Genomic DNA, 26,733 nt, shown 5'->3' on the forward strand with positions numbered 1-26,733 from the left:
GGTGGGCCCACCCGGCGGGCGACCGCGTCCGCCTATTCGATCGGCGCCGCCGCGGGTTCGCCGAGGTCGGGCGTGTCCGTGAAGGTGACCTGCGCCCCGCCGGGGCCGTGCAGTTCCAGCACGGTCACCGTGTTCGCCCCCGCGCGCAGCACCGGCGCCGGAACGTACAACGTGCGCTGCGGACCGGCGCTCCAGTAGCGGCCGAGCAGGAAGCCGTTGATCCAGACCAGCCCCTTGGTCCACCCGTCCAGCCGGACGAAGGTGTCCCCGACCGCCTCCACCTCGAAGGTGCCCGAGCGCAGCACCGGTACGCCCGCCGGGATCGGCCCGGCGGCGTCCGGCAACACCGGCCCGCCCGGCGCGTCCAACGGCAGCGGGTACATCTGCCAGCCGAACAGGTTCTGCCGCTCCAACCGCACGCCGCGGGTGATGCCCTTGCGGTCGTGCAGGCCGGGCCCGTAGTTGATCCGCCCGCAGTTCTCCACCAGCAGGTCCAAGCGCGCGCCGCCCGCGGGAATGGCGAGTTCGCACGAGGCCGAGCCGCTCTCGCCGCGGTCGAGCACCGCGATCGGCACCCCGTCCAGGAACACCTGCGCCCGGTCGGCGAGCCCGTCCACGTGCAGCGGCGCCGCCTCGCGCGGGCCGCTGACCCACGTGCGGTACAGGACGAAGCCGTACGCCTGGTCGAGTTCCTCCATGGTCAGCGTGCCGGGCGAGTACACGGGCGTGGACAGGTCCTCGACGTGCGCGAGCAGCGCCGCCACCGAGGGCAACGCGACCTCGCCGAGCTTGATCCGGGGCGGCAGGGCCGGCGGCGGTTCGGCCGGCAGCGGCGCGTAGCGCCCGATCACCTCGCGAAGGGCCCAGTACTTCTCGGTGAGCTCGCCCGCCTCGCCGATCGGCGCGTCGTAGTCGTAGCTGGTCACCGTCGGCTGGTAGACGCCCTCGACCTCGTTGGCGCCGTTCATCAGTCCGAAGTTGGTGCCGCCGTGCGCCATGTACAGGTTGACCGACGCGCCGGCCGCGAGCATCTCGTCCAGGACGCCCGCCGCGTCCGCCGCGTCCCGCACGTGGTGCGGGTCGCGCCAGTGGTCGAACCAGCCGTTCCAGAACTCCATGCACACCGGGGGCCCGTCCGGCGACCAGCGGCGCAGCGTCGCGAACGCCTCGTTCGCGCGCGAGCCGAAGTTCACCGTGGGCAACACGCCGGCCACGGTCCCGCCCTGGAGCATCGGTTCGGTGGGCCCGTCGGAGGTGAACAGCAGCCCGCTCGCGCCGCGCCGGCGCAGCCCCTCGACCAGGTGCCGCAGGTAGGCGACGTCGTTGCCGTAGCTGCCGTACTCGTTCTCCACCTGGAGCGCGATCACCGGGCCGCCGTGCTCGGCGAGCAGCGGCTCCAGCAGCGGCATCACCGCGTCCAGGTAGCGGTCCACCGCGGCCAGGTACGGCGGGTGGGCGCACCGCAGCCGCATCCCCGGATCCTTGAGCAGCCACGCGGGCAGGCCGCCGAACTCCCACTCCGCGCAGATGTAGGGGCCGGGCCGGACGATCGCCTTGAGCCCGTGCCGCTCGGCCGCGCCCAGGAATGCGACCAGGTCCTTGCCGCCGGTGAAGTCGAAGTGCCCCGGGGTGGGTTCGTGCACGTTCCAGGCGACGTAGGTCTCGACCGTGTTCAGGCCCATGCCGCGCAGCCGGGCGAGCCGGTCGTCCCACTGCTCGGGGTGGACACGGAAGTAGTGCAGGGCGCCGGAGAGCATGCGAAACGGCTTGCCGTCGAGGGCGAAGCCGTCTCGAGTCGAGACGAGGCTGGGGGTGGTCAAGACGCTCCTCGGGCAGATCCGTGCGGTGGGTCCGAACCATCCTGCACGAGGCGTGTCACCCGAACTTGAACTCTTCTGCGCGTCGTCGTGGACTTTTCCGCACCCATCGACTCGTCATTGTGAGGCTCTCACCTGGATGAATGCTCTCTGGATTCACGCGCCTTGCCATCCGGTGACCACATACTTGGACTTTTCTTGTTGATCACCTCGACAAAAGCAGGAGTGCGGCGGCAACCCGTTGACGCCTCGTCGAGCAGGGCACATGATCGGCGGCCAGACAGCCTCCACTGCCTCCGACCACGCGCCGGGCTCCGTCGGGCCCTGCTCGTCTCCCGAAGGGACGGCCACCTCATGTGGGGTAGCACCCGCGCTTCGCGCTCCTCGTTGGGCTCCGCTTCGCGCTCTTCGCGCCGAGGCCGTCAGACGGCCCGCCGCGCCGCCATCGCGGTCACCATCGCGGCCCTGACCACGCTCACCGCCTGCGGTTCCGACTCGGACTCCGGCGACAAGACCGACAAGGCGGCACAGGGCGACAAGTCGTCCGGGGGCCAGGGCGGCGGCACCGCCCAGCTCGACTTCTGGGGCTGGAACCCGGCCTACGACAAGGCCGTGACCGCGTTCAACGCCGCACATCCCGACATCCACGTCAACTACAACAAGGTCGAGCCGGGCTCCAAGGGCGGCTACGCCAAGATGCTCGCCGCGGTGAAGGCGAACAACGCGCCGTGCCTGGCGCAGATGGGCTACGAGACGTTGCCCAGCTTCCTGGTCGAGGGCGCCCTCCAGGACGTGGACAAGGAGGCCGCGGCGCTCGAGTCGAAGTACTCGGCCGGCGCCTGGTCGCAGATGAGCGTCGCGGGCAAGACCTACGGGATCCCGGTGGACACCGGCCCGGTGGCGATGTTCTACCGCACCGACGTGTTCGCCAAGCACGGTCTGACCCCGCCCAAGACCTGGGACGAGTTCGCCCGGCAGGCCGACAAGGTGCACGCGGCCGACCCGGCGGTGGCCTACTCGGCGTTCGGCGGCAACGATCCGTGGTGGTACGCGGGCATGGCCTGGCAGAACGGCGGTAGCTGGTTCAAGCCCGAGGGCGAGACCTGGAAGGTCTCGCTCACCGAGCCCGGCACGCAGAAGGTCGCCCAGTACTGGCAGCAGTTGCTGGACAAGAAGGTCGTCTCGTCCGACCCGACCTTCACCCCCGACTGGTACAAGCGGTTCAGCGACGGCAGCGTGGCCGGCTTCGTCGGCCCGGTCTGGTTCACCGCGCTGCTGGAGGAGAACGCCAAGGACGCCGCGGGGAAGTGGGCGGTCGCGCCGATGCCGCAATGGGACGCGTCCGGCAAGGCCACCGGCAACATCGGCGGCTCCGGCACGGCCGTGCTCAAGGGCTGCAAGAACACCAAGGCCGCGGTCGCCTTCGCGGACTGGATGAGCAGCGACACCGCGAGCCTGACCACGCTGGTCAAGGACGCGGGCATCTACCCGGCCGCCACGTCCGGCGCGAGCCTGGACGTGATGCAGCAGCCGTCCGCGTACTTCGGCAACACGAAGATCTACGACATCTTCAAGGAGTCCGCCGCCCAGACCCCGGCCGGCTGGCAGTGGGGGCCCACGATGACCCAGGTCTCCGCCGACCTGACCGACCGGGTCGGCAAGGCCGGTGCGGGCAACGGCAAGATCGCCGACGCGCTGACCAGCGTCCAGGGCAGCACGATCAAGGCCATCCAGGACAAGGGCCTGAAGGCCGCCGCGGGCTGACCCGCCGTCACACCCCGACGTCGCGGGCGGTTCGCACCGTGTCCCGCCGTCCCGCGTCACCTCGCGCCGACGGCGGGCACGCCGCCGTCGGCCCCACGCACCCACCCACCGGTTCCATCCAACCGAAGCATCCACCGGGAGCCCGCCCTTGAGCGCACCGATCCCGCGGCGCAAGCGCCGGCGGTCCGCACCCCTGATCTTCCTCGCGCCGTTCGGCGTGCTGTTCGCCGCGATGTACGCGGTGCCCGTCGGCTACGCGATCGTCGAGAGCCTGCACAAGATGCGGCGCTCCGGCCTGGGCCTGACCCCGCCGAAGCGGGTGTACGCGGGCTTCGAGAACTACACCAAGGCGCTGCACGACGACGCGCTGTGGCGCGGCGTGGGTCGGGTGTTGCTGTTCGGCGTGGTGCAGGTGCCGGTGATGCTCGGCCTCGCGCTGGTGCTCGCGCTGCTCCTGGACGCGAAGTCGGCCCGGCTCAAGGGCTTCTTTCGCACCGCGTACTTCCTGCCCTACGCGATTCCCGGCGTGATCGCCACCATCTTGTGGGCCTTCCTCTACATGCCCCGCTCCAGCCCGGTGGTGAGCATGCTCGACGCGGTCGGCCTGCCGTCCGACTTCCTCGGCGAGGACGCGGTGTTGTGGTCGATCGCCAACGTGGTCACCTGGACCTGGACCGGCTACAACATGCTGGTCATCTACTCCGCGCTCCAGGCGATCCCACAAGAGCTGTACGAGGCGGCCGAGTTGGACGGTTGCGGGCCGTGGCGCACGGCGTGGCGGATCAAGGTGCCGCTGGTGGCCCCGGCGATCGCGCTCACCACCGTGTTCTCGGTGATCGGCACGCTCCAGCTCTACACCGAACCGCGCGTGTTGCGACCGCTGACCTCGTCCGTGGACGCGGACTACACCCCGATCATGTCCGCGTACCACAAGGCCGTCGAGAACAACGACTACGGCCAGGGCGCCGCCGTCTCGGTGCTGCTCGCCCTGGGCACGTGCGTGTTGTCCTTCGCGGTCCTCAAGCTCTCCGCCCGGCTCACGAACGGCAGGTCCTCGCTGTGACGACGCTGACCACCCCGCCCGCGAGCCCGGTTCGCGAACGTACGCCGCGACCCGCGACCAAGGTGGGCAAGGGCCGTACCACGCCCATGCGTTCGCAGGTGCTGACCACCTCGTTCCTGTTCCTGGTGGCCACCTACTTCCTGATGCCGGTGTGGTGGCTGCTGGTCTCCTCGACCAAGTCCTCCAGCGACGTGTTCGGCAGCAACGGCTTCTGGTTCGCCGATTGGAACCTGGGCGCCAACCTGCGCCAACTCTTCACCGAGGACGGCGGCATCTTCCTGCGCTGGATGTTCAACTCGGTGCTGTACGCGGTCGGCGGCGGCGTGGTGGCCACCCTGCTGGCCGCGATGGCCGGCTATGCGCTGGCCAAGTACCGGTTCCGCGGCCGGGGCGCGATCTTCTCGGTGATCCTGGGCGCGGTGCTGATTCCGACCCCGATGCTCGCGTTGCCGATCTACCTGATGCTCTCCAAGGTGCACCTGGTCGACACGATCTGGGCGGTACTGCTGCCCGCCACGGTGAGCCCGTTCGGCGTCTTCCTGGCCAAGACCTACGCCGAGGCGTCGGTGCCGGACGAACTGATCGAGGCGGCCCGCCTGGACGGCGCGAGCGAGTTCCGGATCTTTCGCACCATCGGCCTGCGGATCATGTCGCCCGCACTGGTGACCATCTTCCTGTTCCAACTGGTCGCGGTCTGGAACAACTTCTTCCTGCCCCTGATCACGCTCAACGACCAGCACCTGTGGCCGGTCACACTGGGCCTGAACGCGTGGAACAGCGACCTCACCCAACCGCACGCCAACCTGGTCGTGGTCGGTGCGCTGGTGTCGGTGATCCCGCTGGTCGCCGCCTTCTGGTCGCTCCAGCGGTTCTGGCGCACCGATCTGGTGGCGGGCGGAGTGAAGGCGTGAACAACCCCTTCACGCCCGACATGCGCCGCCGTACGATCGGCGCACCATGATCTTCGAGCGCTACCTCACACCCGCCCGGGAACACCAGCGGCTCGGCCTGGTGTGCCTGGGCGTGGGCTGGCAGCAGGTCACCGCGATGCTGTTCGAGGGCCGGGTGCTGGGCTGCTACCAACTCACCCTGATCACCGGCGGATCGGGCTGGTTCCGCTCGGGCAACCGACACGCGCCGCGGATCCCGGTCCAAGCGCCCGCGGCCTTCCTGCTCTTCCCCGGCGAGTACCACGCGTACAGCCCCGACCCCACCGGCTGGCGCGAGCACTGGGTGCTGTTCGAGGGACCGACCGCCGCGGCGTACGAGGACCTGGGCTTCCTGGACCGGACCGAGCCGGTGATGTCGCTGGGCGGGGTGCGGCCGCTGCGCCAGGGTTTCGACCGCCTGCTGACCGCGGTGGAGCCGGGCGCGCCCAACCGCGAGGTGGTCACCTCGGCGATCGTGCACCAGTTGATCATCGACCTGAAGACGATCCGGGTCGACGAGGACGGCTCGCGGGTGGTCCGCTACTTCGACGAGCACGCCACCGAGCCGCTCACCGTCGGCGAGCACGCCCGCCGACTGGGCCTGGACGAGGCGGGCCTGCGCAGCGAGATGCAGCGCGCGACCGGCACCACCCCCAAGGAGTACATCGTGCGCACCCGGCTGTCCCGGGCCAAACGCCTGCTCCTGGCCACCGACCAGTCCATCCACGAGGTGGCCCGCAACGTCGGCTACGACGATCCGGCCTACTTCGCCCGGCTGTTCTCCCGCCGCGTGCAACAGTCGCCGTCCGAGTTCCGGCGCACGGGACAGACCTCCGGTCAGAATTGAGGGGGGTCGATGTTCGACGGCGGCGCGGGTGCCCCGAGCAGGCCGCGCAGTGGCTCCTCCTCGGCCAGGAACGCGCCGATGGTGATCGCGAAGACCACCACCGCGCAGGCCACGACCAGCCATGACATCAGGGTCAGCATCAGTCCGAACGGACCGAACTCGGCCACGCTGCGGGCCACCGCCCTGGGCATCACCAGATGTGAGCCGTACTGCACGCCGACCGTGCCCAGCGCGGCCAACAGCGAGCTGGGCAACAGCGGCAACCAGCCGATCCGGCCCTCCAGGAACAGGTACTGGGTCCACCACCAGACCAGCATCGAGGCCACGAGCAGCATCACCACGCCGAGCCAGGGCCCGACGCCGAACCCCTCGTGAAACTGCGACTGGAGCAGCAGCGCGACCAGCCACACCGACATACACAGCAGCCAGCGCAGGATCAGCCGCAGACTGAAGCCGGTCGCGCGCACGAACCACGCGCGTCGGCACAACCGTTGCAACGACCGGGCCACCTGGACCGCCATCAGGAGGGTGAACAGCGCACTGGCCGCACCGGTCTGTTGGCGCAGGTGCGCGCCCGCGTCGTGGACCCGGGCGACCTCGTCCAGGGAGCCGGCCGGCAGGCCGAGCACGGCACGCAGCGAGTCGCGCAACTCCTCGCGCAACGCTTCCGGTGCGAACGCGGCGAACACGAACAGCGCCGGGACGCCGGCCAGGAACATCTTCGCGGCCAGCGTGGTGGCCGCCTCGATGCTGTTGACCACCAGGAACCTGGTGGTCAGCCGACCCACGAAGGCCATCACCGGCAGGTCCTTGACCCGGCCCCGCAGTCGCGGCACGAATCCCCGGGCCGGTGCCCGCACACTCACCGGTCGGCCGCGACCGGCTCCCGCGCCCCGGCCGCCGCGATCACCTCCAGTACGGCCACGACGGCCACGACCACGCCCAGGACCAGCAGGATCGAGCCCACCGTCGGGTGGTCCCACACCACCAGCCAGATCCCGCCGAGCACGCCCACCAGGGCGTACAGCGGGCCTCGTCGTGTGGCCACGAACCGGCCCACCGACCCGGTGCCCGCACCGGTCCGGGCCAGCGCGCCGCCCGCCGCGTCGGGTCCGGCGGCCAGCCCGCGCCGGACCTTCCCGGCCGACCGCGCCGGGCCGACCAGGAACGCCGCGATCGCGACCGCGGCCGCGGCGATCGCCAGCGTGAGGGTGGTATCGCGGAGGAATCGGATCAGCGCGTCGAAGATCGCCGCCGCGGCGTCCCGGGAGATGTCCCGGGGCAAATCGTCCAGGTAGATCCGGCGGGAGACGACGAGCGTGATGGCGAGCACGATCATCGCGAGCACGGTGCCCACACCCGCCCACATGATCACCCGGCGACGCCGGGGTGCCACGCACACGCCCGCGACGAAGAGCAGCACCACGGCGATCGGCAGCCAGGTCCCGGCCTCGTCGACGACGCGGAACACGTCCTGGCCCTTGCGCAGGCCCTCGCGGTGCAGCAGCACGAACCGGCGATCGGTGTCCGGGACGACGGTCGCGAGCGGGATGCCCCCGGCCGCCAGATTCTTGCGGACCCCGTCGACCACCGGTCCCAGATCCAGCACCACCTCACCGCCGGTCGAGGTCACCGCGCCCTCGTCCTCGCCCTTGAGCGCGGCCAGCGCGGACGCGTGCGCGGTGCGGAGCGCCTCGCGCCACACGACGGCGAACGCGTCGCTGGTGACGAAGGCCTGCGCGGCCTGACCGACCGCCTCGTTCAACAGGCCCCGGATCGATCCGGACACCGGCCCCGACCCGTTGTTCGCGTCCAGACCGAGGGCCTGGCGCAGCGCGTTGCTCAGGCCGGACACGTCCACCGCCCGCACAGCGGCGGCGGTGCCCCGGTCGGCGACGGCGTCCTGCACGGCCTCGTTCGAGGACAGCGGCGCCATCGTGGCGACGAAACGATCGGTGTTGCCGATCTCGTCGTCGGCCCACACGGCGACCACCGCGACCGGGGTGAGGACGCACGCGAGGACCAGCAGCAGACACGCCGCCGCGAGCCGCAATCGATGCCGGCTCCGGCCCTGCTCGGCTGACTGGGACATCGGGCGCGCCCTCCCGCTCGTGACCGTTCATGACCATTCGTGACCCTGCGTCCCGAGCCAGTTCCATGAAAAACGGACGTCTACTCACGGCGGACGAATGGTGTACGGAGGGGAGGGGGATCATAAAGGTGCAAATTGCCCAATTACGTGTCAAAGTGCGAGAAGCCGCGTTGCAAGGTCGTGGACCCCCACGACGGCAGGCAAGCGGTACGAGGCAACACCGCCCGGCTGCCCGGCCGGGGTTGGGAGTAGGCCATGAACAGCAAAATGGGCAGGTCGAGCGCTTGGTCCGGATGGGTGGCATTCGCCGCCTGCACGCTGCTCGTCCTGGGTGTGCTCAACCTCTTCCAAGGGTTCGCGGCACTTTTCGAGGACGGGTACTTCGTCACCGCTTCCGGTCAGCTCCTGGTGTGGAGCTATGACACGTGGGGCGTGATCCTGCTGATCTTCGGTGGGCTCCAACTGTTCGTCGGTATGGGACTGCTCACCGGCGCGACCTGGGCCCGGGTGGTCGGTACGGCGCTGGCGATGCTGAACATCATCGGCCAGATCGGCTTCCTGGCCGCACACCCGGTCTGGTCCGTCGTCGTGATCGCACTCGACGTGGTGGTCCTGTTCGCGCTGACCGTCCGCTGGGGCGCCGCGCAGGGCTACTCGGACGAGAGCGTCTCCGAATGGCGCGCCCGGGACGAGGCCCAGCGGACCGGGACCGGCGCGCACCGCAGGGACATCGATCGGGACGAACCGATGGCCTGACCCCTCACCGTCCGCACCATCCGCCACGCACGGACCCGCCCGGGCTCCCGTGCGTGGCGGATTCCTGTCGATACCGGAGGTTGTCCCGTGTCCACGCTCACCGTCTGGAAGTTCCCCACCGCGCACGGCGCCGCCGACGCCGAACAGACCTTGCTCGCGCTCCAGAAGCAGGAACTCGTACAGGTACACGACGCGGCCGTGGTGTCGTGGCCCGAGGGAGCGAAGAAGCCCAGGACGAAGCAGCTCAACAGCCTCACCGGGATCGGCGCGCTGTCCGGCACCTTCTGGGGGATGCTCTTCGGTCTGATCTTCTTCGTGCCGCTGCTCGGCGCGGCGATCGGCGCGGCGGCGGGCGCGCTCGGCGGCAGCATGAGCGACGTCGGCATCGACGACGACTTCGTCGCCGAGGTGCGGCAGCAGATCACCCCCGGCACCTCCGCGCTGTTCGTGATGACCTCGAACGCCGTGGTGGACCGGGTGCACGAGGCGTTCGGCGGGGCCCAGGCCGAACTGGTGCGCAGCAACCTGTCCGGCGACCAGGAGGCCAAGCTCCGTGAGGTCTTCGCGGACTGACGCCGACGATCCGGCGGCGGGCGGGGCCCGGCGCCGGGCGCGGGTGCTACGAGCGCAGCCACATCGCTTCCCGGCCGCGCCCGAGGAGGTCGAGGAAGCGGGCGAACTGCCCGGCCGCCGCCGGATGCCCCTCGGCCAGGGCACGGCGGTACATCTCCTCCGCCTCGCGGTTGCGGCCCCGGCGCTCCAGGAGCCCGGCGAAGCCGAGCGCGGCGTCCGGGTGGCCCTCGGCGAACGCACGGCGGTAGAGCTTCTCCGCCTCCTTGAACCGGCCGCCCGCGCCCAGCAGCCCGGCCAGGTTGATCGCCGCGTCCGGGTGGCCCTGCGCGTACACGTGCCGGAACAACCGCTCGGCCTCGTCGAGGCGGCCGGAGCCGGCGAGCAGCAGGCCCAGGTTGTTCGCCGCGTCGTCGTGACCGTGCGCCGAGGCGTGCCGGAAGAGCATCTCCGCCTCCGGCGCCCGGCCGAGCCGGACCAGCAACAGGCCGAGGTTGTTCGCGGCGTCCGGATGGCCCTGGGCGAGCGCGTGGCGGTACAACTCCTCGGCCTCGGCGGCGCGATCCTGCGCGGCGAGCAGGTCGGCGAGGTCGTTCGCGGCCTCCGGGTGGTTGCGGGCCAGCGCCTCGCGGTACAGCGCCTCGGCCTCGCTCTGCCGGCCGGTGTCCGCGAGGTGGAAGGCGAGTTGCACGGCGGCGTCCGGATCGCCGGCCGCCGCCGCCCTGCGGAGCTGCGGCTCGTCCTCCTCGGCGGGCGCCTCGACGGCCGCCGGGAGGGGTTTCGCCAAGGAGATGCGGTCGGCGGGGAGCGGTGGGCCGGGCGGAGGCGGGGGCGGCATCATCGGCGGTGCGGCGGGCGGTCGGGGGCGATCGGCGGGGGCGGGCGGCGGTGCCTGGGTCAGCCGCGCGGAGACCGCGGCCGCGTCGGCGGGGCGGTGCGCGCGGTCCTTCGCCAGCAGGTCCAGGACCAGCCGGCTCACGTGCGGCGGCAGTTCGGGGCGGCGCCGCTCCGGCGGTTCGGGGACCCGATCGAGCTGGGCGTACACCGTGGCGGCCACGTCACCGGTGCCGAACGGCGGGGTCCCGGTGAGCAGTTCGTAGAGCACGCAGCCCAGCGCGTACAGATCCGAGCCGGGATCGGCGGCCTGTCCACGCAGGCGCTCGGGCGCGGTGTAGGCGAGGGTCCCGAGCAGGTGTGTGCCGGTCGCGGCGACCGCCGCGAGGCGACCGGCCAAGCCGAGGTCGAGCACCCGCACCCGGCCGTCGTCGGACACGAACAGGTCGGCGGGCTTGAGATCGCCGTGCACCAGGCCGGCCCCGTGCGCGTGTTCGAGCGCGGCGCAGATCTGCGTCGCCCACGCGAGCACGCTCGACACCTCGGGCAGCCCCGCGCGCAGCGTCGCCCGCAGGTCGCGACCGGTGAGCAACTCGGTGACCAGGAACGGCGTGCCGTCGGTGTCCTTCCCGACGTCGGACACCGGGACCAGGTTGGGGTGCGTCAGCGCCGCCGCGGCCCGTGCCTCGCGCACGAACACCTCCGCGGCCTCGTCGTCCGGCGGGCCGTGCAGCAGCTTGACCGCGACGTCGCGGGATTCGGTCAGATCCCGCGCCGCCCACACCCGGCCGAGGCCGCCGCGACCGCGCTGCTCGACGAGTTCGTACCGATCCGTCAGGACCCGGCCCACCACTGTCACGACATCTCCCTCGTCCCGTCACCGTCCGGGAAGATCCTGCCCCACCGGCGGCGAATCGGCGGCCTCGCGGTCGGACCCGGCGACCGGCCGCCGGGCACCGCCGCGCGAGACCGCGACGCCGGCCAGGCACAACGCGCCGCCGACGAACGTCAGCGGGCCGGGCACCTCGCTCAGGAACACCCAGGCCAGCAGGACCACGACGGCCGGCACCGCGTAGGTGGTGCTGCCCATCCGGCCCGCGCTGGTGCGGGCCAGCGCGTACGCCCACGTGGTGAAGCCCAGCGCGGTCGGGAAGATGCCCAGGTAGATCACGTTGAGCGTGGCCGCCGGTGGGGCGTCGGTGGTCTGCGTGACCAGTTGTCCCGCGAACGGCAGGCAGCACGCCATGCCGACGAAGCACCCGTACGCGGTGACCTGGAGCGCGGAGGCGTGGCGCAGCGCGGGCTTCTGCGCGACCACGCCGGCCGCGTAGGACAGCGCGGCCAGCACGCACAGGCCCACCCCCAGCAGCGGCGCCCCGCCGCCGTCGGACATCGAGACGCCGACCACGACCGCGCCCGCGAACGAGACGCCGATGCCCGCCAGCAGTCGCGGCGCGAACCCCTCCCGGAGCAGCCATCCGCCGAGCAGCGCGATGGCGATCGGGCCGATGTTGACCACCATCGCCGCGGTACCCGCGTCCACCTTGCGCTCGCCCCAGTTCAGCACCGCCATGTACAGGCCGAACCACAACACCCCGGAGAGCAGGATGCCGGGCCACGCGGCGCGCGGCGGCAGGCCCTCGCGGCGCACGAGCAGGATCACCCCGAGCACGAGCGAACCGCAGAGCATGCGCCCCAGAGCCAGCGCCCCGGGCGCGAAGTGCTCGCCCGCGCTGCGGATGGACACGAACGCGGACGCCCAGAACAAGACGGTGACCCCGGCCGCCGCGAGGGCGCGCCGATCGGGACCGGTCGACGGGCGAAGACGTACATCCGACATCGTGTGGACCCCTCTGCGGTGCCGGTGCGCGGCGTGCGCGCCGGCGGCGGACTCGGTTGCGGGCACGACGGTAGGCGCGGGTCGTTTCGGCGCCCACCGAATCGTCGGCCGCCCGGATCCGGGGGCCGGGCCACGCCGGCCCGTCCTGGTGATGCAGCATGGTGGTTTCCCGCCGCGTCCCCGCGCCGGCACAAGGAGAGTCGCACCGTGAGTCGGAACCCCGCGAGCCATGTGCGCGGTCTCGTCGGATACCCGCGCCGCAGCCCGGCGACGTTCGCCGTGCTGGTCCTGCTCGCGATCGACGGGATCGTGGTCGGCCGGCTCATGTCCGACGCGGCCGCGGACCGCCTCCTGGCGGACATCAGCACCAACCTCGACAACCTCGGCCACCGTCCGCTGCGCGCGATGGCGGGCAGCCTGATGCTGGCGGACATCCACGGCACGCTGATGGGCAACCTGCTGACCATCGGGTTCGGGATCGGGGTGTGCATGGCGTTCCTGGAGCACCGGATCGGCACGCTGCGGGCGGTGGGGATCACGGTGCTCGGGCACGTGGGTGCGACGCTCGTCACAGCGGTGGTGCTGATCGCGGCGATCCACCACGGGACCTATCCGGAGGACACCCGGCACACGCTCGACTACGGGGTGAGCTACGCCTCGATGGCGGCCATAGCGGCGATCACGCCGCTGCTGCCCGTGCGGCTGCGGCCGTGGTGGGCGCTCGCGTGCCTGCTGTACCCGTTCTCGTCCGCGCAGTGGTACGGCGATCTCCCGGACTTCACCACGATCGGCCACTTCTCGGCGGCGCTGATCGGCCTCGGGTCCGGATTCCTGTTCTCGGGCCGGTTGCGGCCCGCGTCCGAGCGCGCGCCGCGCGCCGCCGAAGCCGTGCTCCCGCCGGCCGCGGAGCCGCTCCCGGAGGCGGCCGGGAACGGCTCCGCGCCGGCCCGCGGGACGCGTTCGGGTCAGGCCTGAACCGGCGGCACCCGCCACTCGATGAGCACCCGGTCCTCCAGCGGCAGTTCCTCCGGGCCGAGTGCGACGTGGTCGATCACGTAGCGGAAGAGCAGCACCACGGCGTCCGACTCCATGTCCGGCAGGGTCTGCCGGGTGGCCCCGAGCACGTCCAGCAGGAGCACCGGGTCGGACTCCAACTCCTCGATCTCCTCGGCCAGTTCGGCGTCCAGATCGTCGGTCGCGGCGAGTGCCGCGATGGACCGGGCGACGAAGGCCGGCTCGGATTCGAGGCGGACGAGCACCTGCTCGGTGACGAACGCGTCGAGCAGATCGGCGTCGATGTCGACACCACCGCCGGCGCACCCGCACCCGTCGCCGCAGCCGCCGACCGCGCTCACGTCCTCCAGGCTCAGGGGAGTGCCGACGGTGGGCAGGGGGATCGGCTGGGCGAAGTCGTCGGACGCGGGGAAGTCGGAGGAGGACACGCGAACCCTTCGGGGAAGCTTGCGCCGGGAGGCCGGCGGGGCGGAGGAGCGTCCATGGTCGCACCCGGCGTGCGATCGCGGGATCGGCGCCGGATCGGCGCGGCATCGCGCGGCTCGGGGCCGGATTCGCCGGCCGGCACAAGATCGAGATATCCCGCCGGCCCGGTCGCCTGGCGTGCTAACGTTAATTGCTGCTGTGGTTCCCATGGAATTTTCTGTGCGCCTGCTGGTTGTAGCCAACAGGTGCACTTTTGTTTTTCCGGTGTCCAACTCCGGGCGGGGTAATCAGCAACGATTCGGGTCTCGCAGGGTGCGAGATCCCGGTACTGCCCCGAAGGGGAAGATACGTGGCTACTGGCACCGTGAAGTGGTTCAACGGCGAAAAGGGCTTCGGCTTCATCGAGCAGGACGGTGGCGGCCCCGACGTCTTCGCCCACTACTCGAACATCAACGCTCAGGGCTTCCGTGAGCTGCAGGAGGGCCAGAAGGTCTCCTTCGACGTCACGCAGGGCCAGAAGGGCCCGCAGGCGGAGAACATCAACATCGTCTGAACCCGCTCATGGGCGCGGCTTCGGCCGTGCAGCGAGGGCCCGCGCCGCACGGTGCGGGCCCTTCCCGTGGCCCGCAGCCCCATCCGGGTCGACGGTTCTTGGACCGAGAAGGCCACGGTGCAACACTCCAGGCGGATGTCCGACATCCGCCGATCAGGACCCTGCCCGACGCGACCTCGTCGCCTCGGCCCCGCACGGTCCGGCACATCGGCCGCCGCTCTTCGGCAGGCGCCCGACCGTTGCGCACTATCTCGACGCGAGTGACCCGAGTCACCACGTCGGTTCTTTTTCAGCTAGTTCGGCTCGTTCTTGCGACTCCTTGTGCGGCGTCATGCCGCGGAGACGTCCTCGATACGCGCCGCATCGAGGAAGGTTCTCCATGAATCGCACCCCCCGCTCCAACGACCGATACAGCCGCAGCGGCGGCAGCAGCAGCGCCGGCCGCAGTGGCGGCTACGGCGGTGGTGGCGGCCGCGGCCGCGGTGGCGCCCCGTCGGGCAACCGGCGCAAGCCGATGACCGCCGGCCCCGTGGCCGAGTTCGCGCTGCCGGTCAGCACGACCCCCTCGCTGCCCGCGGTGGGCTCGTTCGCCGAGCTGGACATGCCCAAGCCGATGCTGGCCGCGCTCACCCGCCAGGGTGTCACCGAGCCGTTCCCGATCCAGGCGGCCACGCTGCCCAACGCGCTGGTCGGGCGGGACGTGCTCGGTCGCGGTCGGACCGGCTCGGGCAAGACGCTCGCGTTCGGCCTCGCGCTGCTGGCCCGGATCGCCGGCCGTCGGGCCGAGAGCAAGCAGCCGCTCGCCCTGGTCCTGGTGCCCACCCGCGAGCTCGCGCAGCAGGTCACCGACGCGCTGATGCCGTACGCCAACTCGGTCCAGTTGCGGATGACCACGGTCGTCGGCGGCATGTCGATCGGTCGCCAGGCCAGCTCGCTGCGCAACGGCGCCGAGGTCGTGGTGGCCACCCCGGGCCGGCTCAAGGACCTGATCGACCGCGGCGACGCGCGGCTGGACGCGGTCGGCATCACGGTGCTCGACGAGGCCGACCAGATGGCTGACATGGGCTTCATGCCGCAGGTCACCGCGCTGCTCGACCAGGTGCAGCCGGACGGCCAGCGGATGTTGTTCTCGGCCACGCTCGACCGCAACGTCGACCGCCTGGTCAAGCGCTTCCTGTCCGACCCGGTGGTGCACTCGGTCGACCCCTCGCAGGGCGCGGTCACCACGATGGAGCACCACGTGCTGCACGTGACCGAGGCCGACAAGCACACCGCCGCGACGCACATCGCGGCGCGTGAGGGCCGGGTCATCATGTTCATGGACACCAAGCACGCGGTGGACCGGCTCACCCGGCAGATGTTGCAGAGCGGTGTCCGAGCCGCCGCGCTGCACGGCGGCAAGTCGCAGCCGCAGCGCACCCGCACCCTGGAGCAGTTCAAGAGCGGACACGTCACCGCGCTGATCGCGACCAACGTCGCGGCCCGCGGCATCCACGTGGACGGTCTGGACCTGGTGGTCAACATCGACCCGCCGACCGACCACAAGGACTACCTGCACCGCGGTGGTCGTACCGCGCGCGCCGGCGAGTCGGGCAGCGTCGTGACGCTGGTCACGCCGAACCAGCGCCGCGAGATGGCCCGGCTGATGATGATCGCCGGCATCGAGGCGTCGACCATCCAGGTCCGTTCGGGCGACGAGGAACTCACCCGCGTCACCGGCGCCCAGGTGCCCTCGGGCGTCCCGGTCGTGATCTCCTCGCCGGTCTCCGAGGCGCCGCGTCGCGGTGGCTCGGCCGGTGGGCGCGGTCGCGGCCGTCGTCCCGGCCAGGGTGGCGGCAGCGGTACGGGCCGTCGTCCGTCCGCCGCGGCCTCCGGTGCCTCCTCGGGCCGCTCCGGCGGTTCCACCGGCGGCGGCGCCCCGCGCCGGCGCACCGCCGCCGCGTAGCGACGGTCGGGCTCGCCGGCGGCGGGTGGGCCGCGGTTCTCGACCGCGGTTCTCGACCGTCGCGCGAGCCTTCGAGAACTCCGAAGCCGCGTCCGGGATTTCCTCCGGGCGCGGCTTCGTGCCGGGCCGGACGGTTGCGCCCCAAGGGTGTCGAAACCGTCACACCCCGGACGGGCATGGGGAATTGATCCGCATTGTTACTGTTGAACGATCCCCGGTCGTCCAAGTTCGTGAGGTCAGCACGTGCGCAAGCCCCTGATATCCGGCTCCCGCAAGGGACTTCGCATGGTCGCGCTGCCCCTGGCGGCGGCCGCCGTCCTGCTCGCGGGATGCGGTTCGGGAGGGGCGGGGAAGTCGGAGGCGGCGCAGGCGAAACCGGGCTCGGACGGGAATGAGGCCAAGGACACACCGGCACGGGTGAGCGTGGATCCGATCGACGGGACCCAGGGCGTCGCGCCGGGCAAGCCGATCACGGTGACCGCCGACTCGGGCACGCTGGCCTCGGTGCGCGTGGTGGACGCGCAGAACCGGGCGATCGAGGGCACGGTGGGGGCGGACGGCCGCACCTGGACCTCGACCACGCGGACCATACCGGGCGCCGCCTACACGGTGACCGCCACCACGCGCGGCAAGAAGGGCGCGGAGACCTCCGTCACCAGCAAGTTCGGCACGCTCAAGGCCGACACCGTGAACAAGGTCACGCTGCGTCCGGCCAACGGCGGCACGTTCGGCGTCGGCCAGCCGGTGTCGATCATGTTCGACCACGCGGTCAAGGACAAGGCCGAGGTCGAGCGCAACCTCAAGGTCACCACCGCGCCCAACGTCGAGGGCTCGTGGGGCTGGACCAAGGACCAGTCCGGCAAGGACCGGGTCGACTGGCGGCCACGGGAGTTCTGGCCGAGTGGTACCAGGGTCACCCTCAACGCGAACCTGGCGGGTGTGGCCGGCGGTCCGGGCGCCTACTTCACCCGCGACTACGAGAGCACCTTCACGGTCGGCACGAACCGGGTCGTCGAGGTGGACGTCCCCAAGAAGCGGCTGACCGTGATCGAGGACGGCACGGCGGTCAAGACGATCAAGATGTCGGCCGGCTCGAACGAGTTCCCCACGCGCGGCGGCACGCACGTGATCCTGAACAAGAACGCCACCGAGACCCTCGACTCGACCACGGTCGGCCTGGGCGACAGCTACAACCTCCCGGACGTCCCGTGGGTGGTGCACTTCACCTCCTCCGGCACCTTCTTCCACTCGGCCGCGTGGAACACCGCCAACATCGGCGTCGCCAACACCAGCCACGGCTGCGTCGGGATGACCGTCCCGGACGCCGAGTGGTTCTACAACCGCGTCCAGGTCGGCGACCCGGTCGTGGTCAAGGGCTCGAACAACACCGAGGCCACCGAGCCGGGCAACGGCTTCGGCAACTGGCAGCTCACCTACGACCAGTGGAAGGCCAAGAGCGCCCTCGCGAGCTGAGCCGGTACGCCCGGGGCCCGGCCGAACCGGTCGGGCCCCGGGTCGGTTCTCGTGCCGGGACGCGGCACCCGGGCCGGGGCTGGGCGATCCGCCGGCCCGCCCGACCGCGCCGCTGCGCTCGGGCAGCGACGGCATGGCCGCACCCCCCGACGTCCTGCGCGCCCCGGCGCACATTGCGGCAGCAGCCCTCTCCGCCCGACGCCCGCAGCGTCCGGTCGGCCCACCGCACGGCCGACCCATACCGCGTGCCCGCCTCGGTCCCGGGGCGGGCACGCGCCGTTGCGGCGCCGTGTCCGCGGGGTGCCTCGCCGCGTCGGACGGTTGGCGAATGGATTCTGCGGGTGGTGTGCAGGACATGTATCTTCTACGAGTCTGTAGATCAAGGTCCGAGCGCGTGTGTGCGAGAGGCAGGGGATCCCGATGGCTCTGTGGGACAAGTTCAAGCAGTCGGCCCAGACGATGCAGGGGCAGCTGGAGGCGAAGAAGAACGAGCTCAAGAGCGGCGGCTTCCGGGACGCGAGCATGGCGATCTGCGCTCTGGTGGCCGCGGCCGACGGCTCGATCGATCCGGCCGAGCGGCAGCGGGTCACCACGCTGATCACCACCAACGACGTGCTGCGCAACTTCGCCGCGAGCGACCTGGAGCAGCGCTTCGAGGCCTATCTGGCCAAGCTCACCGCCGACTTCGAGCTGGGCAAGGTATCCCTGCTCCAGGACATCGGCAAGGTCAAGAAGAAGCCGACCGAGGCGCGCGCGGTGATCCAGATCGGCATCGTCATCGGCGGCGCGGACGGCCACTTCGACAAGACCGAGCAGGCCGTCGTGCGCGACGCGTGCTTCGCCCTCGACCTGGCCCCCGTCGAGTTCGGGCTCTGACCGCACGGATCCGCGTCAATCACCGGGGCGGGTCCGCCAACCCTTTCGAGGGACCGATTCCGCCCGACGGCCGATGCTCGTCGGGCGGAATCCCCCGCTTCGTCGGACGTTGGTGACATGACCGACGCCCGCTTCCGCACCGGGCCGCGGCGGGCTCGCTGGTGGGGGCCGCTCGCGGTCGCCGCCATCGTGGTGCTCCTCGCCGGCGGGTGGCCGCTGATCGGCTCGTGGATCGCCGGCGACAAGCGAGTCCAGGCGGGCACGGTCTTTCGGGTCGGACCGGACGAAGACCATCGCGCGTGGTTCCGGGTCGGCTCCGGCTGGACGTTGGACCAGGCGGCGACCACACCCTCGCGGGTGTTCGTGCTGCGACACGGCGCCGTGGACCTGTCGATCGCGTACATCTCGCTGCCTCGGGCCGAGGACGCGGACGCGTTGTGGACCGGGCTGCGGGACACGGTCCGGGTCGGCGACCGGCACGCGCGGCTGGGCGCGCCGGGGCCGCTGACCGCCGACGCCGGGGCCCAGGGCATGGTCGGCACGCTGGACCGGGGCGACGACACCGGACGGGCGGTGATCTATCCCGGCCCCGAGGACGCGTTCGCGATCCGGCTGATCGCGCTCGCGCCGCCGGATACCGCCGATCCGGACTGGCTGCCGGTACGGGACGTGATGCGCTCGCTGACGTTCACCGAGGAGGCCGCGTGAGCGCTGTCGCGGTCCGACCGTCCGGCGAGCGTCCCGCACCGATCGCCCTGACGGTGGGACTGCTCACGTGCCTGTTCGGCCTCGGCGTGATCGGCTACGAATACCGGGACACGGTACGGGTGTTCCCGGCCGCCGCGGCGCTCGCCGGCTTCCTGCTCGTGCTCACCCTGGGCGTGGGCTATCTGCTGCCCCGCCGGATCCGGCCGGTGGTGGCGCCCCCGCACGCGACCTCGCTCGCGTGTGTCGGGTGGGGGATGACCGCCGCGACCGGTTGCGCGATCCTGGCCAACACCGGTCTGGGCGGGATCTGGGCGAAGACCCGGGGGGTCGACTTCGCGGACAGGTGGGGCGCCGCGGTGACCGCGCCGTTGAACGAGGAGACGCTCAAGCTGTGCGGCGTGCTGCTGCTCGCGTTCGCCGCGTCGCGCGCGATCCGCGCGCCGATCGACGGCTGGGTGTACGGAGCCCTGGTCGGCCTGGGCTTCCAGGTGGTGGAGAACCTGCTGTACGCGCTGAACACCATCCTGCTGGACGGCGCGACCGATCCGGGCGCGTCCGTGGACGCGTCGTTCGCGGCCCGGGTCGGGATCACCGGGTGGGGTTCGCACTGGGCGATGAGCGCGGTGGCGGGCACCGGCATCGGCTACCTGGTCGCGCGCGACGGTCGATCGCTCGCCCGGCGACTGGCGGTCGCGCTCGGCTGCTGGCTGCTCGCGATGGGAATGCACGTGTCGTTCAACGCGCCGACGGTGTTCGGATGGCGTGGCACGTTGGTGAAGGTGGTGGCGAACCTGGTGATCGCGCTGCTGGTCTACCGGGCCGCGCGCCGGCACTACCTGGCCAGGTTCCGGCAGGTGGCCGCCGAGGAGGCCGCGAGCGGCGCGATCCGGCCGGAGGAGGCCGCGTTGTTGCCGCGCCGCCACGGTCGGCGACAGGCTCGCTCCGGTCCGCGCCCGCGGCCGACGCGGGTGCTGATCGGGGAGATCGAGGAGGCCCAACTGGCGCTCGTGGCCGCGCGGATCCCGCGTGCGGACCCGGAGGCGCCGGCCCGTGCCGAGCGGCTGCGCGCGGAGATCGCGACGCTGCGGGCGCACCTGCGGGCGAGGCCGGTCGCGGATGCGTCGGGATGGCCGGGGCGGACACCGGCGCCGCCTTCGTGATCGGGAGGTCGGCACCGGTCTCGCCTCCCGTGCCCGGCCCCTCTCGTGGCGCGCGCCGGGCCCCTCTTGCGTCTCACGAGCCCCTCTGGTGTGCCGAGTTCGATGCCGCCCCGGATTCGCACCCGCCGGCGGGGGATCTTTTGCAACTTCGCGGCGGTGGAGTTCTACTTGATGGAGCGAGAGGGGTCCGACGGAGATAGACGCGGAGAAGCGATCGAAGTCGGACCGCGCACCGCGCAATCAGGATCCGCGAGAAGTGGATGGGCCCCTCTCGGCCGCGTCATCGCGGTCGGCACACCGCGGCAACCCCGGTCACCGCCACCCCGGTTGCCTGGAGCAGGCGACACGAACGCCCGCCGGATTCGATCCGGCGGGCTTTCGGGCGTCGGCCGCGCCCGCGGGCCGCGCCGGCCGTGGGCGCGGGCGTCGGTCAGCCGTTGGCGATCTTGCGCCTGACCTCGTCCATGTCCAGCCCCTGCGCCTGCTTGATCAGGTCGACGAGCGCGGCCTCGGGCAGCGCGCCCGGCTGCGAGAACACCACGACGCCGTCCCGGACCAGCATCACGGTCGGGATCGACTGGATCGAGAACGCCTGCGCGAGGTCGGTCTCCGCCTCGGTGTCCACCTTGGCGAACACCACGTCCGGGGTCGCCTCGGAGACCTTCTCGAAGGTCGGTGCGAACGATCGGCAGGGTCCACACCAGGACGCCCAGAAGTCGAGCACGGTCAGTCCGTCGCCGGATACGACCTCTTCGAAGTTCTCCTTGGTCAGTGCGACCGTGGCCATGCGTCCTCCCAAACGTTCGTGCCCCGTGGTTTGCGCCTACGTGGCTGTCAACAGGCGCGGGGGCGAGGGCATTCCTGGGCTTGTCTCGAGCCCGTCCGCGGGACTCCGCGACGACCGCGCGGGGCGTCGACGGGGTCCTGCGGGCGCGTTCCGCGAACACCTACCCAGCCGACCGCCGCACTGCACACGCCCCGTGACCCCAACCGTCACACCCGCACCATAGGCTTGTTCGAACCGGCGCCGACCGCCGGTTACCGTGCAGCCGAGGAGTCCCGCCATGCGCTACACCCGCCGCAGCGTCGTCAGTCTCGCCCCGGCCGAACCCGGGTGGGACGTCGAGGTGACCAAGGCCGGTGAAGAGGCCGTTCTGTGCCCCGTCATCGGCTGGGCCATCGTCGTGCTCGACACCAGCGCCGAGGGGCTGACCGAGACCGCGATCGAGCCCGCGTTCGTCTACGACGGTGCCGTGTACACCCCGGCCGAACTGGCGCACTCGATCGGTGAGCTGGACTACCAGATCATCGAACCGGAGGAGTGAGCGGACCGCGATCGGGCCCGGCCCGGTCGTGGCAGTTCACCTCGCATCGGCTCCCGTCACGCGCTCGGCGGGAGCCGTCGGCATTCCCGGGTCCCGCCCTGCTCGTCGGTCGGATCCGGGGCGGCCGGACCCGCCTTCGTCGCGCGGGTGTCCGGGTCGGGCGTACCGGCCGGCCCGGGCTCGACCTCGGCGAAGCGGGAGAGGGCGATCGCGCCGGCCACGGCCAGCACGAAGCCGATCAGCGCGAGCGGGACGTACGGCCCCGGGCGGCTGTGGTCGCCGAGGAAGACGATGCCGACGGCGGCGGGCAGTACGGTCTCGCCGACCACCAGGGCGGCGGCGACCGCGGTGACCACGCCGCCCTGGAGCGCGACCGTGTACAGCAGGAAGGTCAACGCGGCGCCGGCGAGCAGCGCGTAGCACGCGGGGTCGCGGACCAGGGCGGACGGGGACAGGTCGGTGATCACGCGCGTGGCCAGCGCGATCAGGCCGAAGCCGAGCCCGGAGAGCAGGCCGAGCAGGCGCGAGCGCCACGGCTCGGTCAGGCGCGCGCAGCGCCGGCCGGCCAGGCCGAGCAGGGCGACGCCGCCCAGGAGCGACCAGCGGAACGCGGCGTGGGTGTGCGCCGGGCCCTCCTGCCCCGCGGAGACGCCGAGCAGGGCCAGGCCGGCGCACACGGCCGCGACCGCGCCCCATTCGCGACTGTGCAGGCGAGCGCCCAGGACCGGGACCGCCAGCACCGCGGTGACCGCGAGGTTGGCCGACTGGGCGGCCTCGACGGCGAAGATCGGCAGTTGCCGCAGTGCGACGAACTGGCAGACGTACCCGGCCAGATCGAGTCCGGTGCCGAGGACGAAGGGCCATTGCCCCAGGGCCCGGACCAGCACCCTGGGGTCGAGCCCGCTCGTGCTCGCGGTGCGCCGCGCGCCCAGCGCCTGGAGCACGGTCGCGACGCCGTAACAGAGCGCGGCGGCCAGGGCCGCGAGCACGGAGAACACCACGGCTCGACGGTATGCGTCGTTCCGGCTCGCGCGGCGCAGGACGGGCGGTGCGAAGGGGTGACCGGGAATGGTGCCCGGCGCGGCCGGCCGGTGTGGCCTTCCGGTGCGACCTCTCGGGATGGGCCTCCCGGTGTGGGCCCCCGGGGTGCGCCGAACTGCCGGACCGGGCGGCCCGATTCGCCGGCTCAGCGCAGTTCGGCGACCACCGCGTCGTTCAGCACCGGCCATACCTGGGCCGCCCACGGCCCGAACTCGCGGTCGGTCAGACACACGCAGGCCGCGTCCAGCTCCGGGTCCACCCACAGGAAGGTGCCGCACGCGCCGAAGTGGCCGTACGTCGCGGGCGAGTTGGTGGTCCCGGTCCAGTGCGGCGACTTGGTGCCGCGGATCTCGAAGCCGAGCCCCCAGTCGTTGGGCCGTCGGGTGCCGTAGCCCGGCAGTACGCCGTCCAGGCCGGGGAAGACCACGGTGGTGGCCTCGCGCACCGTCTCCGGCGCGAGCAGGCGCGGCGCGAGCAACTCGGCCGCGAACCGGCTCAGGTCGCGCACGGTGGACACGCCGCCGGCCGCGGGGGAGTCGCCGATCGTGGTCTCGGTCATGCCCAGCGGCTCGAAGACCGCCTGGCGGACGTACTCGTCGAACGGGATGTCGCAGGCCTTCTCGATGGTGGCCCCGAGCAGGTTGAAGCCGGTGTTCGAGTAGATCCGCTTGCGGCCCGGGCCGGCCAGCACACGGTCCTCGTCGAAGGCCAGACCCGATGTGTGCGCCTGGAGGTGCCGGATCGTGGACCCGGGCGGTCCGGCCGCGTCCCCGGGCTCGATCGCGCCCTCCTCGATCGCGGCGAGCGCCGCGTACGCGGTGAGCAACTTGGTCACCGAGGCGAGTCGGAACGGCTCGTCCACCGGGCCGTGCTCGCCCTTGACCACCCCGTCCCGGGTGATCACGGCCGCAGCGGCTTTCCCGACGGGCCACGTGTCGATCATGCGCAGGCTGTTCACGGGAGTCGAGCCTACGGCGAGGGTACGCGCTCGCCCAACCGAGGGATCAGATCCGCCATCAGCGCGGCCAGTTCGTGCGCACACGCGACGAAATCGGCCTCTTCGCCGCCGCCGGGGTCGACCACGTCCTCCCAGTCCGGTTCGAGCTCGACCGAGGCGAGGTCGAGCGCGGCGAGCCGGTGCGCCAGGGGTTCGCCGGCCGGGCCGGTGGCGGGCAGGTCGCGGACGAGGCGCCGCAGGGTCGCGGTGCGCGCGGCGCCCTCCGGGTGGTGCCGGCGGATGTACTGCACGTGCTGGTACTCCTGCGTGATCAGCAGGTCGGCCGCGGTCACGTGCGCGTCGGTGAGCTGGGTGCTGCGGTGGCCTGCGGCGTTCAGACCGAGCCGCTCCAGCGCGGCGCGGGTGCGCCAACTGATCTGTAGACCCTCGACGACGAAGGTGCCGGCGGTGGCCACGCGCCAATCGGGCCGGGCCGCGCGGGCCAGTTCACCGGCGATCACCGAGCGGGTGGCGTTGCCGGTGCACACGAAGAGCAGCGAGGTCATCCGTACATCATGGGGGCCGGTCATCGGGGCGGGTCGGGGCGGGGCGCGGTCGGTTCGGGGCGGGCGGGTGCCGGGCTCGGCGGTGCCGGGTCGGGCGGTGCCGGGCCGGGTGGGTGTGGGCTCGGTGGTACCGGGGCGCGGTGGGCGGCCCGGTCGGGTGGGTCAGGTTCCGGGTGGTTCGGGGGCCGGGCGGCCGGGTGGGTCCGATTGGCCCCAGTCGCGGCCGGTCAGCGTGCACCCGGCGCTGCGGTCGCAGAACGGCACGTTGCCGGTCGAGCCGCAGCGACACAGTGCCGCCCGCGTCTCGTGGCGGTGCGTGCCGTCGGGCATGGTCACCTGGATATGACCGCGCAGCACCAGCGGGCCGCCGTCGACGACGTACACCCGGGTGGGGTGGGTCGGCATCTCCGGCGCCCCGCCGGTGGGCGTGTAGTGCAGCGCGCCGCTGGGGCAGCGCCGGATCACCTCCGCGACCTGCTCGGCCGGAGCCAGCGCCGGGTCGATCCAGGGCCGCCGATCGGTGTCGAAGACCTCGGGCAGGCCGCGTACGCACTCGCCGGAGTGCAGGCAACGCTTGGCGTCGAAGGTGACGACGATGTCCTCGGCCGGATACTCCTTGCCTCGGTCGGGACCTGGGGCGGTGCTCATCTGAATCAACTCGGATCGGTCGGAGCGGGGACCGTCGGACGGGTCAGTCCGTGACCGTGCTCGGCGGGGCGTCGTATACGAGGTCGAAGTAGTCGGGGTGCTTGCCGATCCACGCCTTGACGAACGGGCACAGCGGCAGCACCTTGCGGTCGCCGCCACGCACCAGGTCGAGCGCGCCGCGCACGAGCGCACCGCCGACGCCCTTGCCCTCGAACCTCGGGTCCACCTCGGTGTGGGTGAACACGATCAGGGCGTCGGTGGTCATGTACTCGGCGTAGCCGGCCAAGTCGCCGTCGGCCCGGGCCTCGAAGCGGTTCTGTGCGGGAACGTCCTCGACCGCGATGTCCATGTGATCCCCTCGATGTGGTGCGGATAAGCGGATGCCGACCCGACACTCTCTCTCGAATCCATTCGAACGCATACCCGGGTGTGGTGCGACCCAGGGCGATCGTCGCGGTGGCCGGAGTACTTGATCGTCTCCCTCGTTCCGGTCGGTGGTCCGCCGTTGACCTCGCACGCGACCTGGGAGAGCATGCGCAGATCTGACGCATCGTCATATTTGCTGGGAGGCACCACTCATGCTCGATCCCGAACCCCTCGCCGGTCAGGTCGCGGTCGTCACCGGCGGAGCCGCGGGCATCGGCGGCGGGGTCTCCCGGCTGTTGGCCCGGGCGGGCGCGCTGGTGCTGCTGAACGACATCGACGCGGACTGGGCCGAGCAGGCCCGGGTGGACATCGAGGCGGCCGGCGGGCGGGTGGAGGTGGTGCTCGGCGACATCCGCGAGCCGGCCGCGGTGGCCAGGCTGCGCGATGCCGCGCTGGCGGCGGGTGGCGCGGACGTACTCGTGAACAACGTCGGCGACTATCGGCCCTCGACCACGTTCCTGCGCAGCACGGAGGAGGAGTGGTGGGCGCTGCACGCGATCAACTTCGAACATGTGTTGCGCGTCACGCACGCGGTCTTGCCGCAGATGATCGAGCGCGGCTCCGGCAGCATCGTGAACGTGTCCACGGTCGAGGCGCTGCGCGGCATTCCGGGTTGCCCGGTCTACTCCGCGTACAACGCCGCGATCATCGCGTTCACCAAGAGTCTCGCGGTCGACGTGGCGCGCAAGGGGGTGCGGGTCAACGCGATCGCGCCGGACATGGCGAATACGCCGCAGACGACATACGAGGCGAAATTGCGCGATCGTGACCCCGCGCTGATCGGTTCGTGGGTGCCGATGGCGCGGTTCGGCGAACCCGAGGACTACGCGAAGGTTGTGCTCTTCCTGGCGAGTGCCGCATCGTCGTATGTGACGGGTCACCTGATCCCGGTGGACGGCGGTACGACCGCCGCGAGCGGGTGGTACGGGCGGGCGGACGGTCGCGGTTGGACCAACCTGCCCGATGGCGCGTGAGCGGCATTTCGTAGGGTGTCCGGTTGTTGTTCGGGCCGGGAACCGGGCAGGTGTCCCATACGTCGGGACAGCAAGAGGGAACGATGGCGTGGCCGCGGAGTCGGTGACGCCGATCGGATCGGGACAGCGTGAACGACACGAGTACGACC

At 71.7% G+C, this 26,733-nt stretch carries 27 protein-coding genes; 15 read left to right on the plus strand and 12 right to left on the minus strand.

Going from position 1 to position 26,733, the window contains the following annotated elements; genetic code table 11:
* Nucleotides 1–32: 32 nt before the first annotated feature.
* A complete protein-coding gene (locus OG948_RS25590; protein WP_406298696.1) occupies nucleotides 33–1,820 on the minus strand; it encodes a beta-galactosidase in 1,788 nt (595 codons plus the stop codon).
* A 351-nt stretch (nucleotides 1,821–2,171) separates the two neighbouring features.
* Between OG948_RS25590 and OG948_RS25595 the strand changes: the two genes are divergently transcribed.
* The 4 genes from OG948_RS25595 to OG948_RS25610 all read left to right on the plus strand — a co-directional run bounded on the left by OG948_RS25595 (nucleotide 2,172) and on the right by OG948_RS25610 (nucleotide 6,420).
* The gene (locus OG948_RS25595; protein WP_406298697.1) at nucleotides 2,172–3,581 is read left to right on the plus strand and encodes an ABC transporter substrate-binding protein; all 1,410 of its coding nucleotides are present in this window, start codon (nucleotides 2,172–2,174) and stop codon (nucleotides 3,579–3,581) included.
* A gap of 196 nt (nucleotides 3,582–3,777) precedes the next feature.
* Entirely contained in the window at nucleotides 3,778–4,644 is an 867-nt protein-coding gene (locus tag OG948_RS25600) for a carbohydrate ABC transporter permease (RefSeq protein WP_406300339.1), read from the plus strand.
* Nucleotides 4,641–5,555 (plus strand): carbohydrate ABC transporter permease, encoded by a 915-nt coding sequence (locus tag OG948_RS25605; protein ID WP_406298698.1) that lies wholly within the window; start codon nucleotides 4,641–4,643, stop codon nucleotides 5,553–5,555. The genes OG948_RS25600 and OG948_RS25605 overlap by 4 nt, the downstream gene beginning before the upstream one ends.
* Before the next feature lie 46 nt (nucleotides 5,556–5,601).
* On the plus strand, nucleotides 5,602–6,420 hold the full coding sequence (locus OG948_RS25610) for an AraC family transcriptional regulator (RefSeq protein WP_406298699.1): 819 nt from the start codon (nucleotides 5,602–5,604) through the stop codon (nucleotides 6,418–6,420).
* Here OG948_RS25610 and OG948_RS25615 read toward each other — a convergent pair.
* Nucleotides 6,411–7,256: a ribonuclease BN gene (locus OG948_RS25615; RefSeq protein WP_406298700.1), complete on the minus strand. Its 846-nt coding sequence runs from the start codon at nucleotides 7,254–7,256 to the stop codon at nucleotides 6,411–6,413. The genes OG948_RS25610 and OG948_RS25615 overlap by 10 nt on opposite strands.
* 26 nt (nucleotides 7,257–7,282) lie before the next feature.
* Complete coding sequence (locus OG948_RS25620; RefSeq protein ID WP_406298701.1) at nucleotides 7,283–8,512, minus strand: hypothetical protein; 1,230 nt, start codon at nucleotides 8,510–8,512, stop codon at nucleotides 7,283–7,285.
* Nucleotides 8,513–8,767: 255 nt separating this feature from the next.
* Between OG948_RS25620 and OG948_RS25625 the strand changes: the two genes are divergently transcribed.
* Together OG948_RS25625 and OG948_RS25630 are read left to right on the plus strand one after the other, a co-directional pair.
* Complete coding sequence (locus tag OG948_RS25625) at nucleotides 8,768–9,268, plus strand: hypothetical protein (protein WP_406298702.1); 501 nt, start codon at nucleotides 8,768–8,770, stop codon at nucleotides 9,266–9,268.
* 87 nt (nucleotides 9,269–9,355) lie between these two features.
* A complete protein-coding gene (locus OG948_RS25630; protein ID WP_406298703.1) occupies nucleotides 9,356–9,841 on the plus strand; it encodes a DUF1269 domain-containing protein in 486 nt (161 codons plus the stop codon).
* Between the two features lie 46 nt (nucleotides 9,842–9,887).
* Here OG948_RS25630 and OG948_RS25635 read toward each other — a convergent pair whose 3' ends face one another.
* Both OG948_RS25635 and OG948_RS25640 read right to left on the minus strand, forming a co-directional pair.
* Nucleotides 9,888–11,531 (minus strand): tetratricopeptide repeat protein, encoded by a 1,644-nt coding sequence (locus tag OG948_RS25635; protein ID WP_406298704.1) that lies wholly within the window; start codon nucleotides 11,529–11,531, stop codon nucleotides 9,888–9,890.
* A gap of 18 nt (nucleotides 11,532–11,549) precedes the next feature.
* Complete coding sequence (locus OG948_RS25640) at nucleotides 11,550–12,512, minus strand: DMT family transporter (protein ID WP_406298705.1); 963 nt, start codon at nucleotides 12,510–12,512, stop codon at nucleotides 11,550–11,552.
* Between the two features lie 207 nt (nucleotides 12,513–12,719).
* Here OG948_RS25640 and OG948_RS25645 point away from each other — a divergent pair, with 207 nt between their 5' ends.
* Complete coding sequence (locus tag OG948_RS25645) at nucleotides 12,720–13,487, plus strand: rhomboid-like protein (RefSeq protein WP_406298706.1); 768 nt, start codon at nucleotides 12,720–12,722, stop codon at nucleotides 13,485–13,487.
* Here OG948_RS25645 and OG948_RS25650 read toward each other — a convergent pair.
* A complete protein-coding gene (locus OG948_RS25650) occupies nucleotides 13,478–13,954 on the minus strand; it encodes a hypothetical protein (protein ID WP_406298707.1) in 477 nt (158 codons plus the stop codon). The genes OG948_RS25645 and OG948_RS25650 overlap by 10 nt on opposite strands.
* Nucleotides 13,955–14,301: 347 nt before the next feature.
* On the opposite strand from OG948_RS25650, the gene OG948_RS25655 reads away from it, so the two are divergent.
* The 6 genes from OG948_RS25655 to OG948_RS25680 all read left to right on the plus strand — a co-directional run bounded on the left by OG948_RS25655 (nucleotide 14,302) and on the right by OG948_RS25680 (nucleotide 20,667).
* Nucleotides 14,302–14,505, plus strand: a complete 204-nt coding sequence (locus OG948_RS25655; protein ID WP_020554660.1) for a cold-shock protein — start codon at nucleotides 14,302–14,304, stop codon at nucleotides 14,503–14,505.
* Nucleotides 14,506–14,884: 379 nt separating this feature from the next.
* Nucleotides 14,885–16,450 carry a DEAD/DEAH box helicase gene (locus tag OG948_RS25660; protein WP_406298708.1) on the plus strand — a complete coding sequence of 522 codons (1,566 nt, stop codon included), beginning with the start codon at nucleotides 14,885–14,887 and terminating at the stop codon, nucleotides 16,448–16,450.
* Between the two features lie 243 nt (nucleotides 16,451–16,693).
* Nucleotides 16,694–17,923, plus strand: a complete 1,230-nt coding sequence (locus OG948_RS25665; protein ID WP_406298710.1) for an Ig-like domain-containing protein — start codon at nucleotides 16,694–16,696, stop codon at nucleotides 17,921–17,923.
* A 420-nt stretch (nucleotides 17,924–18,343) separates the two neighbouring features.
* The gene (locus tag OG948_RS25670; protein WP_395869548.1) at nucleotides 18,344–18,799 is read left to right on the plus strand and encodes a tellurite resistance TerB family protein; all 456 of its coding nucleotides are present in this window, start codon (nucleotides 18,344–18,346) and stop codon (nucleotides 18,797–18,799) included.
* A 117-nt stretch (nucleotides 18,800–18,916) separates the two neighbouring features.
* Nucleotides 18,917–19,507: a hypothetical protein gene (locus OG948_RS25675; RefSeq protein WP_406298711.1), complete on the plus strand. Its 591-nt coding sequence runs from the start codon at nucleotides 18,917–18,919 to the stop codon at nucleotides 19,505–19,507.
* Nucleotides 19,504–20,667: a PrsW family intramembrane metalloprotease gene (locus OG948_RS25680; protein WP_406298712.1), complete on the plus strand. Its 1,164-nt coding sequence runs from the start codon at nucleotides 19,504–19,506 to the stop codon at nucleotides 20,665–20,667. The genes OG948_RS25675 and OG948_RS25680 overlap by 4 nt, the downstream gene beginning before the upstream one ends.
* Nucleotides 20,668–21,097: 430 nt before the next feature.
* Here the strand turns inward: OG948_RS25680 and trxA are convergent, their stop codons facing one another.
* Nucleotides 21,098–21,466 carry a thioredoxin gene (trxA, locus tag OG948_RS25685; protein ID WP_406298713.1) on the minus strand — a complete coding sequence of 123 codons (369 nt, stop codon included), beginning with the start codon at nucleotides 21,464–21,466 and terminating at the stop codon, nucleotides 21,098–21,100.
* Nucleotides 21,467–21,731: 265 nt separating this feature from the next.
* Between trxA and OG948_RS25690 the strand changes: the two genes are divergently transcribed.
* Entirely contained in the window at nucleotides 21,732–21,992 is a 261-nt protein-coding gene (locus OG948_RS25690) for a hypothetical protein (RefSeq protein WP_020554669.1), read from the plus strand.
* 56 nt (nucleotides 21,993–22,048) lie between these two features.
* On the opposite strand, the gene OG948_RS25695 is transcribed toward OG948_RS25690, so the two are convergent.
* The 5 genes from OG948_RS25695 to OG948_RS25715 all read right to left on the minus strand — a co-directional run bounded on the left by OG948_RS25695 (nucleotide 22,049) and on the right by OG948_RS25715 (nucleotide 25,533).
* Complete coding sequence (locus tag OG948_RS25695; protein WP_406298715.1) at nucleotides 22,049–22,993, minus strand: hypothetical protein; 945 nt, start codon at nucleotides 22,991–22,993, stop codon at nucleotides 22,049–22,051.
* A 185-nt stretch (nucleotides 22,994–23,178) separates the two neighbouring features.
* Complete coding sequence (locus OG948_RS25700; RefSeq protein WP_395869538.1) at nucleotides 23,179–23,991, minus strand: serine hydrolase domain-containing protein; 813 nt, start codon at nucleotides 23,989–23,991, stop codon at nucleotides 23,179–23,181.
* Nucleotides 23,992–24,002: 11 nt separating this feature from the next.
* Nucleotides 24,003–24,536 (minus strand): hypothetical protein, encoded by a 534-nt coding sequence (locus OG948_RS25705; RefSeq protein ID WP_406298716.1) that lies wholly within the window; start codon nucleotides 24,534–24,536, stop codon nucleotides 24,003–24,005.
* A 162-nt stretch (nucleotides 24,537–24,698) separates the two neighbouring features.
* On the minus strand, nucleotides 24,699–25,184 hold the full coding sequence (locus OG948_RS25710; protein ID WP_406298717.1) for a (4Fe-4S)-binding protein: 486 nt from the start codon (nucleotides 25,182–25,184) through the stop codon (nucleotides 24,699–24,701).
* 43 nt (nucleotides 25,185–25,227) lie between these two features.
* Nucleotides 25,228–25,533, minus strand: a complete 306-nt coding sequence (locus OG948_RS25715) for a GNAT family N-acetyltransferase (protein WP_402229549.1) — start codon at nucleotides 25,531–25,533, stop codon at nucleotides 25,228–25,230.
* Between the two features lie 229 nt (nucleotides 25,534–25,762).
* On the opposite strand from OG948_RS25715, the gene OG948_RS25720 reads away from it, so the two are divergent.
* A complete protein-coding gene (locus OG948_RS25720) occupies nucleotides 25,763–26,584 on the plus strand; it encodes an SDR family NAD(P)-dependent oxidoreductase (protein ID WP_406298718.1) in 822 nt (273 codons plus the stop codon).
* Nucleotides 26,585–26,733: the final 149 nt, after the last annotated feature.

It is taken from the genome of Embleya sp. NBC_00888 (assembly GCF_045207655.1).
In the GTDB taxonomy this organism is placed as follows: domain Bacteria; phylum Actinomycetota; class Actinomycetes; order Streptomycetales; family Streptomycetaceae; genus Embleya.